Genomic DNA, 15763 nt, shown 5'->3' on the forward strand with positions numbered 1-15763 from the left:
TCAGCCTGCGGAGGGCAGTTCGGCAGGCCATCATCACCACGTCGAGGCCGACCAGCCGACGATGGGTGAGACGTGGGCCAAGGCCGATCACGGCTCCGGCAAGGCGGAGCAGCCATCCGGAACAAAGTGCGTGCAGTGCGCGCCTTGCTGCGGCGCCGTGGCGCCCCAGGCCGAAACGCCTGGCCTTGCGGCCGATGTGGTCAACGCCGACACGGTCTTGCAGCAGGTCCGCTCCCTTGTCGTGGGCGGCCGTATCGACCGCATCGACCGCCCCCCAAGAAGCCTGACCTGAGCCAGCCCGGCGGCTGTGCCTGAGCGCCCGCTGCAAACCGGCTCAAACTCGACCACGAGACCCCGCACGTCTGCCGCACCGGCAGCCGCTGCCGCGGACTCTTCGATCCACCTATTCGGACGAGGACATCATGTTCCCCACCCCCTTGAACGACGGTCTTTCCGCCGCGCGTTCGGCCTGGCCAGCCTCGGCCTTGGCCATGGTCTTTGCCGCGGCCCTGCTGCCGGCCCAGGCGCAGACGGCAGCTGGAAGGGCCGACCCCACCGACGCGCAAGCCAGCGCGCCTGCCGTTCGCCATGAAAGCGCACTTGCCCGCTACCGCCCGTTACAGGAGGCGCCGACCGGCTCCTGGCAGCAGGCCAACGAGGCGACCAACCGCGCGGGCGGCTGGCGCGCCTACGCCCGCGAGAAGGTGCAGACGGATGATCGCCCCGCGACGCCCGCCACTGCGCGTCCTGCAGCACAGCGCAGCGAGCAACATGAACACCACGCGCCGCGTTGAAGGAGGTCGACCGATGAAACGATCCCGACTCCCCCTTTCGCTGCTGGCCATCGCGGCGCTGGCAGGCTGCGCCTCCGTCGAACCGGGTGCCGCGCTCACCCAGGTGCAATCACTGACCCAGGCTCACACGGTTCATGCGGTGGCGGCTGATCGCTCCGACGCAGACCTGGCCCGCACGGATGCCAAGGTGGCGGAACTGCTGCGCCAGCCGATCAGCGCCGACGCGGCCGTGCAGATCGCGCTGCTGAACAACCGCGGCCTGCAGGCCCGGCTGCAGCAGCTCGGTATTACCGAGGCCGAAGTCAGCCAGGCATCGCGCCTGCCCAATCCGGGTTTCAGCTTCGGCCGCCTGACAAAAGGTGACGAGATCGAGCTGGAGCGCGGGCTGCATCTCAACCTCGCCCGGCTGCTGACCCTGCCCCTGGTCAGCCGGCTGGAGGAACGCCGGTTGCAGGGCGTGCAGCGTGAGGTGGCGATGGATGTGCTGAGCCTGGCCGCCGACACGCGCAAGGCCTGGGTGCAGGCCGTCGCGGCCGGGGAAAGCCTGCGCTATATGCGCCAGGTGCAGGACGCGGCGGAGGCGAGTGCCGAACTGGCGCGCAGGATGCAGCAGGCCGGCAACTTCAACGCCCTGACGCGGCTGCGCGAGCAGGGCTTCTATGCCGATGCGGCGCTGGGCCTGGCCCATGCCGAGCAGCGCCACCGCGCCGCGCGTGAGCGCCTGACCCGCTTGCTCGGGCTCTGGGGCGATCAGCTCGGCTTCCAGCTGCCCGAGCGCCTGCCCGACCTGCCCGCCGCGCCCAAGGACCAGCCCGACATCGAGCGCCAGGCCCTGGCCCAGCGCCTGGATGTGCAGTCGGCCCGCCTGGCGGCCGAACAGACCGCCAAGAACCTGCGCCTGACCCAGGTGACGCGTTTCATCAGCGTGTTCGAGCTGGGCCTGGTGCGCAACACCTCCAACGAGGCGCCACGCCAGACCGGCTGGGAGGTCGGCCTGGAGCTGCCGCTGTTCGACTGGGGCGGCGCCCGCACGGCCAAGGCTGAAGCGCTCTACATGCAGGCCCTGCACCAGGCGGCGGCGACGGCCATCAATGCCCGCTCGGAAGTGCGCGAGGCCTACGGCAACTACCGCGCCAGCTACGACATCGCCCGCCATCACCGCGACGAGATCGTGCCGCTGAAGAAGCGCATCTCCGAGGAGCAGCTGCTGCGCTACAACGGCATGTTGATCGGCGTGTTCGAGCTGCTGGCCGATGCGCGCTCGCAGGTCGGCAGCGTCAACGCATCCATCGAAGCCCTGCGCGATTTCTGGCTCGCTAAAGCCGATCTCGATGCGGCGTTGATCGGCCGCGCCGCCCTGTCCATGCCGGCCGCAGCCGCTGCGCCCGCCGGGGCCGAAGCCGGTGCGGGCCACTGAAGCTTTTCCAAGGAACACACATGACTTTCAATCGACGCTCCCTGCTGGGCGGTGCCGGTGCGATCACTGCCGCCGCTTCGATGGCCGCGGTCAGCAAGGTCGCCATGGCCGCCCTGCCCGAGCCGGTGCTGCAGACCAGGCCCGACACCATGCCGCCGCTGGTGCCCAACACCGGCCGGCCCTACAACCCCGTGGTTACGCTGAACGGCTGGACCCTGCCCTGGCGCATGAACCAGGGTGTCAAGGAGTTCCACCTGGTGGCCGAACCCGTGGCGCGCGAGATGGCGCCCGGCTTCAAGGCGCATCTCTGGGGCTACAACGGCCAAAGCCCGGGCCCGACCATCGAGGTGGTCGAAGGCGACCGGGTGCGCATCTTCGTCACCAACAAGCTCGGCGAGCTGACGAGCATCCACTGGCACGGCCAGCGCCTGCCCAACGGCATGGACGGTGTCACCGGCCTGAACCAGCCGGGCATCCCACCCGGCAAGACCTACGTCTACGAGTTCGTCGCACGCCGGCCCGGCACCTTCATGTACCACCCACATGCCGACGAGATGGTGCAGATGGCCATGGGCATGATGGGCTTCTGGGTCACGCATCCGAAGACCAAGCACCCGCTCATCGACGAGGTGGACCGCGACTTCTGCTTCCTGCTCAACGCCTACGACATCGATCCCGGCGCGGCCACGCCCAAGATCATGACGATGCTGGACTTCAACCTGTGGAGCTGGAACAGCCGCATCTTCCCGGGCATCGACCCGCTCGTCGTCGGCTTCAAGGACAAGGTGCGCATCCGCATCGGCAACCTGACGATGACCAACCATCCCATCCATCTGCACGGGCATGAGTTCCTCATCACCGGCACCGATGGCGGCCCCACGCCCAACAGCGCGCGCTGGCCCGAGATCACCACCGACGTGGCGGTGGGCCAGATGCGCCAGATCGACTTCCTGGCCGACGAAGAGGGTGACTGGGCCTTCCACTGCCACAAGAGCCACCACACCATGAACGCCATGGGCCACGACGTGCCGACCATGATCGGCGTGGACCACAGCGGCCTGGCCAGCAAGATCCGCAAGCTGGTGCCCGACTACATGGTGATGGGCGAGCGCGGCATGAAGGACATGACCGAGATGGACATGCCTTTGCCCGACAACACCGCACCCATGATGGCCGGCCAGGGTCCTTTCGGCGCCGTCGGCATGGGCGGCATGTTCAGCGTCGTCAAGGTACGCAAGGGCCAGAAGAAGGGCGACTACAGCGACCCCGGCTGGTACCAGCATCCCGCCGGCACCGTGGCCTATGAGTTCAATGGCAGCCTGCCCGACGCCGCCCGCTTCCAGTCGGAAAGCCCGGGGCTGATGCCGCAAGTCCAGCGCCCGAAGACCGACGTCGAGGTCAAGGTCCGCAAGCCAAGCGGTGGCCACAGCGGTCACTGATTTTCAGTTCATCGATCCGAAGAAGAGGACAACCATGAAACGAATCGCCACCGCCACCTTGCTCTCGCTCGCCGCCCTCAGCGGCTCAGCGTGGGCGCACGGCGACGAGAAGCACGGCAAGACTGCCGCGCCGCTGAAGAAGGAACAGGAGGCCTGGGGCATTGCCGGCGACGCCAAGAAGGTCACCCGCACCGTCACGCTGAAGATGACGGACAACATGCGCTTCACGCCCGACCGCATCGAGGTGAAGCTGGGAGAGACCCTCCGCCTTGTCGTGCACAACGACGGCAAGATGCTGCACGAACTGGTCATCGGCACGAAGAAGGAACTCGACGAGCATGCCGCGCTGATGCTGAAGTTCCCGAACATGGAACACGACGAGCCCTACATGACCCATGTCGACCCGGGCAAGAAGGGCGAGATCGTCTGGACCTTCAACCGCGCCGGCGAGTTCGACTTTGCCTGCCTGATCGCCGGCCACTACCAGGCCGGCATGGTCGGCAAGATACGCGTCGCCGCCCGATGACACCCGCTTCGCGCCTTGAATCAAACTCATTGAAAGCAACTGCCATGAACCGCATCACGACACATCGCCCCGGACTGTTTGCCGCCACCCTGCTGACCGTCGCCCTGCTGAGCCCTGCAGCCTGGGCCGCCGGCTCGGGCGCGCCGCCCGCACAGGCCAGCGCCCCCACGGCCAGCGCCGAGATGACCGACGCCGAAGTGCGCAAGGTCGACCGCGACACCGGCAGGCTCACGCTCAAACACGCCGACATCAAGAGTCTGGACATGCCGGCGATGACCATGGTCTTCCAGGTGCGCGACAAGGCGATGCTGGACAAGCTCCAGCCCGGTACCCGCATCCAGTTCAACGCCGTCAGCGAAGGCGGCAAGTTCGTCGTCACCGCCTTGAAGGTGCTGCCTTGAGGGCCGTCGCGCCGGCCGCCTGGGTCGCGCCGCTCGCCGGCATGCTGGCAGCGCTGCTGGCACCGACCGGGGCCGCCATCGCCGCCAGCCACATCGTGGACATTAAGTGGGACGCCCAGGGTCAGTTCGTCCACCAGGCAGACGTTGCGCCGGCCAAGTTCGTCGAGGTCTGCGGCGAGCTCAAGCCAGGTCAGCGGATCGCATGGTCCTTCAAGGGCAGTGCGCCGATGAACTTCAACATCCACTACCACCTGGGCAAGGAGACGGTCTATCCCGTCAAGCTCAGCGCGGCCAGGGACGGGGCGCAGACCCTCCAGGTGCAGGTCGAACAGGTCTATTGCTGGATGTGGTCCAACAAGACGGCATCTGGCGCGTCGCTGGACCTGGCATTGAAGATCGAGCGCTGAGCGCCTGATTCAAGCCCCCCAGACCCGGCCGAAGCGGTTGGCCGCGCGCGGCCTGCCCGAGGCCGCGGTCGCGCCGGGCCGCGTGACCGTCGACCTCGCGACCACGGCAGATTCGGGTGATGGGGCGAGAATCACACTCCATACCGGGGGAGGCACCATGCCCAGGATCAACAGGGTTGTATCGCGTTTGAAGCGTCCCGCCTCGCCGGCCAACCACGCAGCGCAACTGCGCAACCTCGTCGCGGCGCATACGGGCACGGTCATCCTGAGGGTTCCGTCCGGCACCGACAGCACGCCTGTCGCTGAAGCGCTTGGCCGCACGATGGATCGCAGCGTGGTGAAGGTCGACCTCGCCCAGGTGGCGAGCCGGTTCATCGGGGAGACCGAGAAGAACCTGGATCGCCTTTTCGCGGCGGCTGCGGCGAGTGGTGCCGTACTGTTCTTCGACGAGGCAGATGCGTTGTTCGGGAAACGCAGCGACATCAAGGACAGCCATGATCGCTATGCCAACGTGGAGCTTGGCTATCTTCTGCAGAAAATCGAGGCCTACAGCGGGATCGTCGTGCTTGCTTCGAACGCGCTGCAGGGCGTGGATCCCGCCCTCTCGAAGCGGTTGCGACACGCCCTCGAGCTTGCCTGGCCACCAACGGACGAGTGAACCGCCAGCCTGGGCGACAGGCTCAACATGGCTTGCGGCCTGACGGCCTTCACCGCAGCGTGCCAGCGCCGCACTCGGTGAGCCGGGCGGCGCGGACCTGCAGCCAGCGCGGTTCGGGTTCCCGCACCGCTGGTTTTGCGGGCGAGGTGCAATCCCTCCGCATCGGCATCGGCATCGCAGGCCGTGCAGGTGTTCAAGGCGGCCTACTCCCGGGTCTGCCGCGTTAGGCGGGGCGTCATCGCCGCCGCGGATGCCACGGCGCATGAACTACACTTTTTTCACACCCGCCCCGCCCCGCCCCGCCGCCGCAAGCCCAGGCCACGCTGCCGACAATCTCCGCATGCGCTTCGCCTACCGCTTCATGCGCCTGCTGTGCCTGCTCCTGATCCTGCAACTCGGCCCGGCCTGGGTCGCTGCAACACCGGCCGCATTGCGCGTGGACAACAGCAGCGACATCGCGCTGTGGCCGGCTGTGACCTTGCTGGACGACCCCAGCCACCGCCTGGGCGTCGCCGACGTGCTGCCGCGCCGCGCCGAGTTCTCCCCGCACACCGGCACGCCCGGCAATCTGGGGCGGCACGCTGCGGCGCTCTGGCTGCATGTGCCGCTCGACGTGACAGGCAGCGGCCCGCAGCAGCGCGTGCTGGAGATCGACTATCCGTCGCTGAACCGCGTCGAGGTCTATCTGGTGCGCGACGGGCAGGTGGTCTCGCAGCAGCTGATGGGCAACGAACTGGTCTACTCGGCCCGCCCCCTGCCCTCGCGGACGCCGGCCGCGCTGCTGACGCTGGAGCCCGGCCGCAGCGAACTGCTGATCCGCGTCCGCACCCAAAGCTCAATGGTGCTGCCCATCACGCTGCGCACGCCGCAGGGCTTTCTGGCAGCGGAGTCCGCGACACACCTGGTTCAAGGCATCCTGCTCGGGCTGGCGCTGTGCATGCTGATCTACAGCCTGGCGCACTACGTCAGCCTGCGCGACCCGATGTTCTTGCAGTACACCGCCATGCTGGTGGGCAACCTGGTGTTCCTGCTGGCCTACTTTGGCGTGGGGCCGCAATACCTCTGGCAGGACGCGCCGGAGCTGTCGCGCAAGCTGGCGCCCCTGGGTGTGCTGCTGTCGGTGGCTGCGGCGGCCCACTTCATCAACGGCGCGCTGGTCCTGCGGGACAGCCAACGCCTGATGTTCCACATGATGCGGGTCGTGGCGGCGCTGGCTCTGCTGACCATTGCGCTGGCCCTGCTGGGCGTGCTGACCTATGGCACGGCCCAAACACTGGCGATGGTGCTGGGCGTCGGCACGCCCGCCTCCGTGCTGCCACTGGCGTTCATCAGAGTGCTGCGCGGCGAACGCGTGGCCGCCTACATGCTGTTCGGCTGGACCTTCTACTTGGGCGGTGCGGCGACCTTGTCGTTGCTGATCCGGGGCTATACCGAGCCCACCGTGCTGGCGCAGTACAGCTACCCTGCCAGCATCATCATCGAGATGGCCGCATGGATGGGCGTGCTGGGCTTGCGGGTGCAGGCGATGCACCGCAGCGCCGACCGCGCACGGCTGGAGAGCGAGGGCCTGCGTGCATTGGCGCAGACCGACGCGCTGACCGGCCTGCCCAATCGCCGCGGCCTGCAGGATCGGCTGGCCGGCGCCCTGCCGCAGGCCACGCCACAGCGGCCGCTGGCCATCTACCTGCTCGACCTGGACGGATTCAAACCGGTGAACGACATGCACGGCCACGATGTCGGCGATGCCTTGCTGGTGGCCGTGGGCCAGCGGTTGCGGCAGCATCTGCGTGACAGCGACGTGGTCGCGCGGCTGGGTGGCGACGAGTTCGTCGTGCTGGCCGACGACCTGACCGACAACGACGCCGCCGCCGGGCTGGGCCAGAAGCTGCTGGCAGCCTTCGACGACCCCTTCGTCGTGCTGGGTCACCGCTGCAAGGTAGGCCTGACCATCGGCTACGCCATGGCGCCCCAGGACGGCCAGCGCGGCAATGACCTGCTCAAGCGCGCAGACGCCGCCATGTACGCCGGCAAGCGCGCCGGCCGGCATTGCATGCGCCGAGCCGAGCCGGCCAAGACCAGCGCCTAGGCGCGCCGACGGGCAAGTCGTCTCGTTATGCCTCGGGCGGCCGCTTGGTCGCGCGCAGTTCCCCGCGGCAGATGGCGCGTACCAGCGAGTAGGTGCACATCACCGCGACCGCACCGCCCATCGCAATGGGCAGCAGGGAATCGGTCGCGCTGGTCACGCCTGCGCCGATCACGATGCTGGCGATGCCGAGCAGATAGTTCTGCAAGGCGGGGTGGCGGAGTTTGGGCACGGCAGTCAAGGTGAGCGGCGGTCGCGCCAGTATGGGCATCACCGGCGAATCGCGGTGGGCGCGCTGCGATGGTTCCGGGCCGGTGCGTGCAAAAGGTCGCGGCGCACGCCTGCAGTTGACGGCGCGGCGGGCCGGCTCGTCCATCAGCTTGACCCGAGGGCGCAGTTCATGTCGCGGGCCATGACATAGCATCGCGCCATGACGAGCGCACCACCGAAGCAGCACAGCCGCGCTGAGCCCCTGCACGGTGGCCCGGCCGACGGCTGGCGCGTGCAGATGTACACGGTGATCTTCGAGGCCGATACGCGGGCCGGACGCATGTTCGACCTGATCCTGATCGCGATGATCCTGGCCAGCGTGACCGTGGTCGTGCTGGACAGCATGGCCGCCGTGCACTCGCGCTACAGCCAGCTCTTGGACGCGCTGGAATGGGCCTTCACCCTGCTGTTCACGTTGGAGTACGTCGCCCGCCTGTCCTGCGTCAGGCACCCCAGGCGGTATGCGGGCAGCGCGCTGGGCATCATCGATCTGGTCGCCTTGCTGCCCACCTACATGGCGATCCTGGTGCCGGGGCTGAACGCGCTGATCGACGTCAGGGTGCTGCGGCTGCTGCGGCTGTTCCGCATCCTCAAGCTCGGCGCCTACGTGGCCGAATTCGGCCTGCTGGGCCAGGCGCTTGCAGCGTCCAGGCGCAAGATCCTGGTGTTCATGGTCTTCGTGATGATGGTGGTCACCATCATGGGCACGCTGATGTACGTGGTGGAAGGCCCCGCAAACGGCTACACCAGCATTCCGGTGGGCGTGTACTGGGCCATCACGACGATGACCACCGTGGGCTTCGGCGACATCACCCCCAACACCGATCTCGGGCGTGGCATCGCCTCGCTGATGATGCTGCTGGGCTGGGGGACGCTGGCCGTGCCGACCGGCATCGTCAGCGCCGAGTTCACCGCGCAACGCATGAACCGGGCGCCCACCACGCGAACCTGCCATGAATGCCTGAGCGAAGGCCACTGGCCCAGCGCCAAGTTCTGCCGCGACTGCGGCGCGCCGCTGCCGCCGTGGCGGCACGACGAGCCGCCTGCCGGCTGACGCGCAAGGTGGACGGCGTCAGGTGAACGCGTTGGCGATCAGGAACAGCACCGTGCGCGCAATCGCGTAGATGACACCTGCCACCAGCAGCAGCGCCGCCGCGCCGACCAGCAGGCCGAAGGCGACCCACAAGCCGTCCCTCTCCATCAGACCCAGACACAGCACGCAGACCGCGAAGGCGGGCAGCATGTTGCCCAGCGGAATGGGCAGGAAGACCACCACGGACAGCACCAGGCAGACCAGGCCCACCAGGCGCTCGGCACTGTGTCCGGACCAGGCCGGCCACCGCGGCCGCAGCCGCCGCTCGGCGCGCTGCAACCAGGGGCTGATCCTGGCCACGACGGCGACGAACTGCGCATGCGACAGCGAGCGCTGGGCGACGAAGGCGGGCAGCCACGGCTTTGAGCCCAGCGTCAGTTGCGCAGCAAGCATCAGCATGGGCAGACCGAGGATCGCCGACGCGCCCGGCGGCACGGGAATCACGTTCGGCAAAGCGAATATCAGCAGCAGTGCCGCTACGGCACGGTCGCCGAGCAAATTCAGCAGATCTTGCAGCGAGACCCGCTCGCGACCGGTTTCGGCCGCGCGCGACGCCAGCGCCGCTGACAAGGGAGGTTGAACGCCTGAGTCTGGACTGTTCCCGCCTGTCTCAGCGTTCACTCGTCCCGGCCGCCAGCCAGACCGAGCAGTGCCAGCAGCGACTGGAACACGTTGTAGATGCTGAGATAGACACCCAGCGTGGCGCTGATGTAGTTGGTCTCGTAACCGTCCTGGACGCGCTTGAGGTCATGCAGGATGAAGGCCGAGAAGATGCCGATCGCCAGCACGCACAGCGTCATCATCAGGGCGCTGCTCTGCAGGAAGAAGTTCGCGATGCCCGCGACCAGCAGCATGACGGCGCCGATGAACAGCCACTTGCCCATTGCCGACAAGTCACGCTTGATGACGGAACTCAGCGTCGCCATGCCCAGGAAGATGACTGCCGTGCCGGCGAAGGCGGTCATGATCAGGCTCGCGCCGTTGGCCAGGCCAAGCACCGAGCCCACCAGCCGCGACAGCATCAGCCCCATGAAGAAGGTGAAGGCCAGCAGCACGGGCACACCGGCAGCCGAGTTCTTGGTCTTCTCGATGGCGAACATGAAGCCGAAGGCGCCGACAAGGAAGACCATGAGCCCGATGCCCGGCGACATGGCCTGCGCCAGGCCGGTGGACAGCCCGACCCAGGCGCCGACCACGGTGGGGACCATGGACAGCGCCAGCAGCCAGTAGGTATTGCGCAGCACGCGGTTGCGCTCGACGGCCGGGAGTACCGCGGCCGAATGGTGGGAGTGGGGGAATGAAGGATTCATGATGGCTCCTGAAAGCAAAGGGGTTGAAAGCAATGGGCACGGTGGCCGCCGGGCGGTGCGCTCGCGCGCAAGGTCGACGCGGGTCGACCGAGAAGCGGTTGCCGGTGACGGCAACCCAGCGGATCAGCCGAGGCGGGGTGGCCGGTCGAGACGGCTCAGTATGAGGCTCGGCACCGGAGCGCGCTCATGCCCGGCTGCATCGGACGGCACCGGCGAGGCTTGCCGCATATCCGCCAAGGGCAATGCGCATTCCTGGGGGTCCGCTGCGTTGTCCGTCGATGCCAGGTCGGCGTCCCAGATACCCGGCGGCGCCGGCTCCGAAGCATCGCGCTCACCGACGACCGCATCGGCATGGCATTCGCCTGCGGCGGCATGCACGGAAGTCCCGGGGCCGGCCAACACTTGAGCAGCGGTTGCTCCGCTCACACCGAAGACGACGGCCAGCAGCAGGAGCAATACCAACAGGCAGCGAGAGGTCGACAGGGAAGGCGCGATCACGGTGCCAGTTTAGCAATCGGGATGCCCATTGCCGGCGGCAGCGGCGTTGTCCCCGCGGTCAAGGTGTTGAGATCGCACGGTCCACCCATGGCTACACTGCGCGCCGGGTGCTGAGCCGATCCCCGGAACAGTAGGTTGATGAGCGCTGGTCGGGCCGCCACGCGGAGCAAACACGCGCATTCCCGCCATGTCCGAAGACGTCGTTCAGTACACCGCCCTGGTCATCTTTGTGCTGGCCCTGACGCACACGTTCGCAGCCAAGCAGCTCGAACGTCTGTCGCACCGTTTCCCGCAGCATTCAGGCCTGTTCCACCTCCTCGGGGAGGTCGAGGTGGTTTTCGGCTTCTGGGCGATCGTGCTGATCATGGCCATGGCCCTGTTGCAGGGCGGCGGTCAAGCCCTGGCCTACGCAGAATCGCGCAACTACACGGAACCGTTGTTCGTCTTCGTCGTGATGGTCGTGGCCGCGTCCCGGCCCGTGCTCCGCACCGTGATCTGGGTGGTGGACGGCATCGCCCGCGTGCTGCCGCTGCCCACGCCGATGGCGAGCGCCTGGCTGGGCCTGGCGGCGGTGCCGCTGCTGGGCTCGCTCATCACCGAGCCCGCAGCCATGACCATCGCCGCGCTGATGCTGGCGCCGCAGGTTTTCAGGCCGCAGGTGCCCGAGCGGCTGAAATACTTCGCCCTGGGCGTGCTGTTCGTCAACATCTCCATCGGCGGCACGCTCACCTCCTATGCCGCGCCGCCGGTACTGATGGTCGCGGCCACCTGGCAGTGGGACAGTGCCTTCATGTTCATGCACTTCGGCTGGAAGTCGACGCTGGCAGTGGTGACCAACGCGACCATCGCCACCGTGGTGCTGCGCAAGCACCTGGGCTCGGCGTCCGCCCCGGTCGCGCCTGCGGAAGCTGCCGTTCCCGTGTTGGTGGTGCTGGTGCACTTGGCGTTGCTGGCCGGCGTCGTCCTGCTGGCCCACCATCCGGTCGCCTTCCTCGGCCTGTTCCTGATGTTCCTCGGCTTCACGCAGGCGTACGAGCGCTATCAGAACCCGCTCATCCTGAAGGAGGCCCTGCTGGTGGCCTTCTTCCTGGCGGGGCTGGTGGTACTCGGCGGGCTGCAGGGCTGGTGGCTGCAGCCCATCGTCTCCAGCCTCGAACCCGTCGCCTTGTTTTTTGGTGCGCTGGGACTGACGGCCATCACCGACAACGCCGCGCTGACCTACCTGGGCTCCCTCATCGCCAACATCTCCGATGAAGCCAAGTACATGCTGGTGGCCGGCGCCGTGGCGGGTGGCGGCCTGACGGTGATCGCCAACGCGCCCAATCCGGCGGGCGTGGCCTTGCTCAAGCGCGGCTTCGAGGATGAATCCGTCGGCGCTGGCGGCCTGCTGATGGGCGCGCTCGGGCCCACGCTGATCGCGGCAGCGGCCCTGCTGCTGCTCTGAAGGCGCCTGCCGGCACGCGGCCTTGTCCGACTCCGCGGTAGCCGCGGGGCCGACGGGGCGGGCACGCGGGCCTTCCTAAGCTTCCTGGTGTGCCAGCCGCCGTCAGAGGACGCAGGCTGGCACTCCCCAAGCAAAAGGAGAACCCGATGAAAACGCAAACTCATACCCGCCTGCTCTGCGCCATCGCCCTGATGGGCCTGAGCAGCGTTGCCTCCGCCAACCTCACTCAGCCCGTCTATTCGCAGGCCAAGGATGAGGTGAAGGCGATGTTCAAGACCGAGCGCGACCGTTGTGGCTCGCTGTCTGGCAACGCCAAGGATGTCTGCGTCGAGCGCGCCAAGGGCCATGAGAAGGTGGCACTGGCCAATCTCGAATACCAACACACGGGCACGGTCAAGGACCGCAACGACTACCTCGAAGCGCGCTACGAAGCCCGCTACGAGCTCGCCAAGGAAATGTGCGATGACAAGACCGGCAACGCCAAGGACGTCTGTGTCGCCCAGGCCAAGGCCAGCCACGACAAGGCCAAGGCCGACCTGAAGGCGAACAAGGCCGTCGCCGAGGCACAGGCCGACGCGATGGAGGCCAAGCTCAAGGCCGACTACAAGGTCGCCAACGAGCGCTGCGACTCGCTGTCCGGCAACGCCAAGGACAGCTGCCAGGCCAGCGCCAAGGCACGCTACTTCCAGTAATTCAAAGCGCCCGCTGCAGCGGTTGCAGCGGGCGCCGTAACTCCCGCCGCCGGTTCATCAAACCGGCGGCTTTTTCATTGCGGCTTGGCGGCCGGCGACGTTGGCGGCAGCGTAGGCGCGGTACTGCCGCCCACGGCGACGACCTGCGGCGCCTGCGGCAATGTCAGCCGGTTGTCGACGCCGCGCACACCCTCCGGTGCACCAGCGAGCACCGTGGCGCGGTCCTTGGCGACCTGGTCCGGGGCCGGGCCCTCCAGACGCACGATGCCCTGGGTGGTGGTGACGTCGATACGCGGCGCGCTCAGGGCCGGGTCGGCGGCCAGTGCAGTCTTGACCTTCAGGCTGATGGCGGTGTCGTCGACCGCCGTGGTGACACCATCGAGCGCATTGCGCGACACATCCACGGCCGCGCTCTGCGAATCGGCAACGGCGCGCCCGGCCTGGCTGCCCATCTCACGCACGCTGGAGACGGCATCGTCGAGCTGGGCGCCCAGGCTGCGAGGGTCATGCATGTTGGACACGGCGATCGCCGCGATGGCCGCGCCCAACCCAAGGGCCAGCAGCCAACCGCCCACGCCGGACCGGCGTCGGCGCGGCTGCGTCACCGGCACGGGGGGCTGGACGACAGGATGAACGGCAGGCTGGCCGTAGGGTGGCAGGTTGTCGCGCCAATCGGCGGGCTCGGGGCGGGTTGAAGATTTCATGACGGTCTCCTGATCGGCAGGCTTAGGCCAGCCCGCAGGCCAAGTCTGCGCCGCGCTGGCGCCCCGGCCCATCAGTCGCCACAGCCGCCCGCTGTAGGACCACGCGCTGCTGCGCTCGGATGTCGTCTGGGCTTCGCTTTGTCCGATAGCACGCTCCGCAAGCCGCCGACAACGCGGGCCCGGCCGCACGCGGATCATTTGTGCATCCCACTTCAAGCGTCGCTGCCATGAAGCTCCCCCTGCTTTTCGCGCTGCTCAGTTTGTCACTCGCCCAAGCTGCCCGAGCCGATGGTTCGCTGGCGGGCGCTGCCGCTGCTGGCCCATCCACCGGCCCGGTCGCCGCAGCCGACCCTGAATTGCACTGGCGCGACCCGCGTTGGCTGAGCCGCCAACGCGAGCCGTCGCGCTGGCGCTATCAGTTGGGCGTGGAGCAGCGGCTGCGCTCGCCGGTGCAGTTCGGTCCGCAGGCCGCTGTGCGCGAAGCGGTGTGGGCGGGCGTCAGCTACGACTTCACCCGTCGCCTCACCGGTGGTGTGGAGTCGCCCGTCTGGGAGCGCGACAGCGGTTGGGCGTCGCGTATGGCGTTTGAAAAGCCAAAGAAGGAAGGCCTGGCTGGCCTGCGCGGCGCCTTCACGTATCAGCTGTCATCGCAAAGCCGGCTGACACTGCGCCCGCGGGCGCGCAGTGTGATGGTGAGCTACTCGGCGACTTGGTGATGGCCGGAGCGGGTTCGCGGACCGGGCGCTTAAACGGCCGCCCGAGGTCGTACCCTGAGAGCGACTTGTTCAGGCGGGCTTGGCTGACAGGCCAGCGCAGTAGCTGATCAGATCTTCCAGCTGGCGGCACTTGTCGAACACACGCTCCGCGCCCAGGACGGCGCAGCGCCGGCGCACCTCGTCGGTGGCGTAGTTGGTCAGCACGATGCGGCGAGCCGCAACGCCCAGACGCTGGGCGGCACGCAGCACGCCCAGGCCGCTGCCGGAGTTGAGGAAGACATCGACGATGACCACATCGGCCTTGCGGGCGCCCGGCCGGCTCATCCAATGCACGGCCGACTCTTCGTCGCCAGCGCTCCCGATGACTTCGACGTTGGCCAGTTCCTCCAGCGTGCCGGCCAGGTTCTCCCGGATGACGGGGCTGTTCTCGACGATGAAGGCACGCAATGCAGTCATGGAAGCCTCGGCCTCAGGCCAGCGCCTGACGTTGTTTGAACCGCCTGCAAGCCGGCTGAGCCGGCCGCAGGCATCGGCCGTCAGCCATTGCGCGCGACGGTCAGCTGGTTGTCGACCGAGCGGACGCCGTCCACAGCCGCCGCCAGCGTCGTTGCGCGGGCCTGCGAGTCGGCGTCGGGAGCGGTGCCGCTCAGGATGACGCGGCCCGCGTCAACCTTCACGTCGATCTGGGTCGCCTTGAGCTTGTCATCGGCCATCAGCGCCGCATTGACCTTGGTAACGATGCTTGCATCTGCCATGGCATCGGATGCGGTGGCCGTGGCGGCCTTGAGCTTGTTCTCGGCCGTGTCCATCGCCTGGCCGGCCTCGACCCTGGCTTCTGCGCCTGCCTGCTTGGCTTCGGCAATCGCGCCATCGAGCTTCTGGCCGGCGGTGCGGTCGTCTTCTTGCTTGCTGCAAGCGGCCAGGGCGGCCGCCAGAGCCAGGGCGCCGATCAACGGCGCGCGGAAAGTTGTGTTGCGTTTCATCATGCTTCCTTTGCTCATCGTTGGAATACCGGGGACACGACCGCCCTTGGCTGTGGCGCCTGGCTGCGCGCTGCCGTGGCCACGGTGTGCCGGGCGCTGCCACGTTGGGCCTGACGCAATTCCTCGCCATGGCGAACGTTCTTGTGCAGGGTGTTGACGAAGGCCGCCATCAAGGCGGCACCCACCACGGCCGCGATCATCAACGTCACCCAAAGCGGTGGCGTGGTACGCGGCAGGTTGGCGGTCAGGGCTTTCATCACTCACTCCGTATCGGCCAACAGGGCCATGGAACGAACTGTGCAAAAAGCCGAGCGCCACGAGTGCCGGC

At 67.7% G+C, this 15763-nt stretch carries 21 protein-coding genes; 13 read left to right on the forward strand and 8 right to left on the reverse strand.

The window, feature by feature from the left end:
- The 9 genes from ACT6S0_RS05845 to ACT6S0_RS05885 form a co-directional block, all read left to right on the forward strand.
- The coding region (locus ACT6S0_RS05845; protein WP_444762947.1) for a hypothetical protein at positions 1-292 on the forward strand (292 nt) is incomplete at its 5' end.
- A 130-nt stretch (positions 293-422) separates the two neighbouring features.
- Positions 423-794: a hypothetical protein gene (locus ACT6S0_RS05850; RefSeq protein WP_444762948.1), complete on the forward strand. Its 372-nt coding sequence runs from the start codon at positions 423-425 to the stop codon at positions 792-794.
- Between the two features lie 13 nt (positions 795-807).
- Positions 808-2211: a TolC family protein gene (locus tag ACT6S0_RS05855; protein ID WP_444762949.1), complete on the forward strand. Its 1404-nt coding sequence runs from the start codon at positions 808-810 to the stop codon at positions 2209-2211.
- A 20-nt stretch (positions 2212-2231) separates the two neighbouring features.
- Positions 2232-3650, forward strand: coding sequence for a multicopper oxidase family protein (locus ACT6S0_RS05860; RefSeq protein WP_444762950.1), 1419 nt, complete (start codon positions 2232-2234; stop codon positions 3648-3650).
- A gap of 34 nt (positions 3651-3684) precedes the next feature.
- Positions 3685-4176, forward strand: coding sequence for a cupredoxin domain-containing protein (locus ACT6S0_RS05865; RefSeq protein WP_444762951.1), 492 nt, complete (start codon positions 3685-3687; stop codon positions 4174-4176).
- 44 nt (positions 4177-4220) lie between these two features.
- The gene (locus ACT6S0_RS05870; RefSeq protein ID WP_444762952.1) at positions 4221-4577 is read left to right on the forward strand and encodes a copper-binding protein; all 357 of its coding nucleotides are present in this window, start codon (positions 4221-4223) and stop codon (positions 4575-4577) included.
- Positions 4574-4984 (forward strand): hypothetical protein, encoded by a 411-nt coding sequence (locus ACT6S0_RS05875; RefSeq protein ID WP_444762953.1) that lies wholly within the window; start codon positions 4574-4576, stop codon positions 4982-4984. Before ACT6S0_RS05870 ends, ACT6S0_RS05875 begins: the two co-directional genes overlap by 4 nt.
- Before the next feature lie 157 nt (positions 4985-5141).
- Entirely contained in the window at positions 5142-5642 is a 501-nt protein-coding gene (locus ACT6S0_RS05880; RefSeq protein WP_444762954.1) for an AAA family ATPase, read from the forward strand.
- A 340-nt stretch (positions 5643-5982) separates the two neighbouring features.
- Positions 5983-7728 carry a diguanylate cyclase domain-containing protein gene (locus tag ACT6S0_RS05885; RefSeq protein ID WP_444762955.1) on the forward strand — a complete coding sequence of 582 codons (1746 nt, stop codon included), beginning with the start codon at positions 5983-5985 and terminating at the stop codon, positions 7726-7728.
- 25 nt (positions 7729-7753) lie between these two features.
- Here ACT6S0_RS05885 and ACT6S0_RS05890 read toward each other — a convergent pair whose 3' ends face one another.
- The gene (locus tag ACT6S0_RS05890; protein WP_444762956.1) at positions 7754-7957 is read right to left on the reverse strand and encodes a hypothetical protein; all 204 of its coding nucleotides are present in this window, start codon (positions 7955-7957) and stop codon (positions 7754-7756) included.
- Between the two features lie 198 nt (positions 7958-8155).
- On the opposite strand from ACT6S0_RS05890, the gene ACT6S0_RS05895 reads away from it, so the two are divergent.
- Positions 8156-9049, forward strand: a complete 894-nt coding sequence (locus ACT6S0_RS05895; RefSeq protein WP_444762957.1) for an ion transporter — start codon at positions 8156-8158, stop codon at positions 9047-9049.
- An 18-nt stretch (positions 9050-9067) separates the two neighbouring features.
- On the opposite strand, the gene ACT6S0_RS05900 is transcribed toward ACT6S0_RS05895, so the two are convergent.
- From ACT6S0_RS05900 to ACT6S0_RS05910, 3 genes are all read right to left on the reverse strand, one after another.
- The gene (locus ACT6S0_RS05900; RefSeq protein ID WP_444762958.1) at positions 9068-9658 is read right to left on the reverse strand and encodes an exopolysaccharide biosynthesis protein; all 591 of its coding nucleotides are present in this window, start codon (positions 9656-9658) and stop codon (positions 9068-9070) included.
- 47 nt (positions 9659-9705) lie between these two features.
- The gene (locus ACT6S0_RS05905; RefSeq protein WP_444762959.1) at positions 9706-10398 is read right to left on the reverse strand and encodes a Bax inhibitor-1/YccA family protein; all 693 of its coding nucleotides are present in this window, start codon (positions 10396-10398) and stop codon (positions 9706-9708) included.
- Positions 10399-10521: 123 nt separating this feature from the next.
- Complete coding sequence (locus ACT6S0_RS05910) at positions 10522-10896, reverse strand: hypothetical protein (protein WP_444762960.1); 375 nt, start codon at positions 10894-10896, stop codon at positions 10522-10524.
- 187 nt (positions 10897-11083) lie between these two features.
- Between ACT6S0_RS05910 and ACT6S0_RS05915 the strand changes: the two genes are divergently transcribed.
- Positions 11084-12340, forward strand: coding sequence for a putative Na+/H+ antiporter (locus ACT6S0_RS05915; protein ID WP_444762961.1), 1257 nt, complete (start codon positions 11084-11086; stop codon positions 12338-12340).
- A gap of 146 nt (positions 12341-12486) precedes the next feature.
- Entirely contained in the window at positions 12487-13032 is a 546-nt protein-coding gene (locus tag ACT6S0_RS05920) for a hypothetical protein (protein WP_444762962.1), read from the forward strand.
- 74 nt (positions 13033-13106) lie between these two features.
- Here the strand turns inward: ACT6S0_RS05920 and ACT6S0_RS05925 are convergent, their stop codons facing one another.
- Positions 13107-13736 (reverse strand): BON domain-containing protein, encoded by a 630-nt coding sequence (locus ACT6S0_RS05925; protein ID WP_444762963.1) that lies wholly within the window; start codon positions 13734-13736, stop codon positions 13107-13109.
- A gap of 227 nt (positions 13737-13963) precedes the next feature.
- Between ACT6S0_RS05925 and ACT6S0_RS05930 the strand changes: the two genes are divergently transcribed.
- Positions 13964-14452: a hypothetical protein gene (locus ACT6S0_RS05930; RefSeq protein ID WP_444762964.1), complete on the forward strand. Its 489-nt coding sequence runs from the start codon at positions 13964-13966 to the stop codon at positions 14450-14452.
- 69 nt (positions 14453-14521) lie between these two features.
- On the opposite strand, the gene ACT6S0_RS05935 is transcribed toward ACT6S0_RS05930, so the two are convergent.
- From ACT6S0_RS05935 to ACT6S0_RS05945, 3 genes are all read right to left on the reverse strand, one after another.
- Positions 14522-14908: a response regulator transcription factor gene (locus ACT6S0_RS05935; RefSeq protein WP_444762965.1), complete on the reverse strand. Its 387-nt coding sequence runs from the start codon at positions 14906-14908 to the stop codon at positions 14522-14524.
- An 80-nt stretch (positions 14909-14988) separates the two neighbouring features.
- The gene (locus tag ACT6S0_RS05940) at positions 14989-15435 is read right to left on the reverse strand and encodes a BON domain-containing protein (protein WP_444762966.1); all 447 of its coding nucleotides are present in this window, start codon (positions 15433-15435) and stop codon (positions 14989-14991) included.
- Positions 15436-15449: 14 nt separating this feature from the next.
- Positions 15450-15692 carry a hypothetical protein gene (locus tag ACT6S0_RS05945; RefSeq protein WP_444762967.1) on the reverse strand — a complete coding sequence of 81 codons (243 nt, stop codon included), beginning with the start codon at positions 15690-15692 and terminating at the stop codon, positions 15450-15452.
- Between the last annotated feature and the right edge of the window lie 71 nt (positions 15693-15763).

It is taken from the genome of Roseateles sp. (assembly GCF_052436255.1).
Lineage (GTDB): Bacteria > Pseudomonadota > Gammaproteobacteria > Burkholderiales > Burkholderiaceae_C > Pelomonas.

Bases quoted from the DNA above. Each gene is read 5' to 3' on its own strand.
- ACT6S0_RS05920 (WP_444762962.1), top strand. From the start codon at position 12,487: ATGAAAACGCAAACTCATACCCGCCTGCTCTGCGCCATCGCCCTGATG.
- ACT6S0_RS05945 (WP_444762967.1), bottom strand. From the start codon at position 15,692: ATGAAAGCCCTGACCGCCAACCTGCCGCGTACCACGCCACCGCTTTGG.
- ACT6S0_RS05855 (WP_444762949.1), top strand. From the start codon at position 808: ATGAAACGATCCCGACTCCCCCTTTCGCTGCTGGCCATCGCGGCGCTG.
- ACT6S0_RS05905 (WP_444762959.1), bottom strand. From the start codon at position 10,398: ATGAATCCTTCATTCCCCCACTCCCACCATTCGGCCGCGGTACTCCCG.
- ACT6S0_RS05925 (WP_444762963.1), bottom strand. From the start codon at position 13,736: ATGAAATCTTCAACCCGCCCCGAGCCCGCCGATTGGCGCGACAACCTG.
- ACT6S0_RS05860 (WP_444762950.1), top strand. From the start codon at position 2,232: ATGACTTTCAATCGACGCTCCCTGCTGGGCGGTGCCGGTGCGATCACT.
- ACT6S0_RS05850 (WP_444762948.1), top strand. From the start codon at position 423: ATGTTCCCCACCCCCTTGAACGACGGTCTTTCCGCCGCGCGTTCGGCC.
- ACT6S0_RS05865 (WP_444762951.1), top strand. From the start codon at position 3,685: ATGAAACGAATCGCCACCGCCACCTTGCTCTCGCTCGCCGCCCTCAGC.
- ACT6S0_RS05895 (WP_444762957.1), top strand. From the start codon at position 8,156: ATGACGAGCGCACCACCGAAGCAGCACAGCCGCGCTGAGCCCCTGCAC.
- ACT6S0_RS05880 (WP_444762954.1), top strand. From the start codon at position 5,142: ATGCCCAGGATCAACAGGGTTGTATCGCGTTTGAAGCGTCCCGCCTCG.
- ACT6S0_RS05870 (WP_444762952.1), top strand. From the start codon at position 4,221: ATGAACCGCATCACGACACATCGCCCCGGACTGTTTGCCGCCACCCTG.
- ACT6S0_RS05940 (WP_444762966.1), bottom strand. From the start codon at position 15,435: ATGAAACGCAACACAACTTTCCGCGCGCCGTTGATCGGCGCCCTGGCT.
- ACT6S0_RS05915 (WP_444762961.1), top strand. From the start codon at position 11,084: ATGTCCGAAGACGTCGTTCAGTACACCGCCCTGGTCATCTTTGTGCTG.
- ACT6S0_RS05930 (WP_444762964.1), top strand. From the start codon at position 13,964: ATGAAGCTCCCCCTGCTTTTCGCGCTGCTCAGTTTGTCACTCGCCCAA.
- ACT6S0_RS05885 (WP_444762955.1), top strand. From the start codon at position 5,983: ATGCGCTTCGCCTACCGCTTCATGCGCCTGCTGTGCCTGCTCCTGATC.
- ACT6S0_RS05935 (WP_444762965.1), bottom strand. From the start codon at position 14,908: ATGACTGCATTGCGTGCCTTCATCGTCGAGAACAGCCCCGTCATCCGG.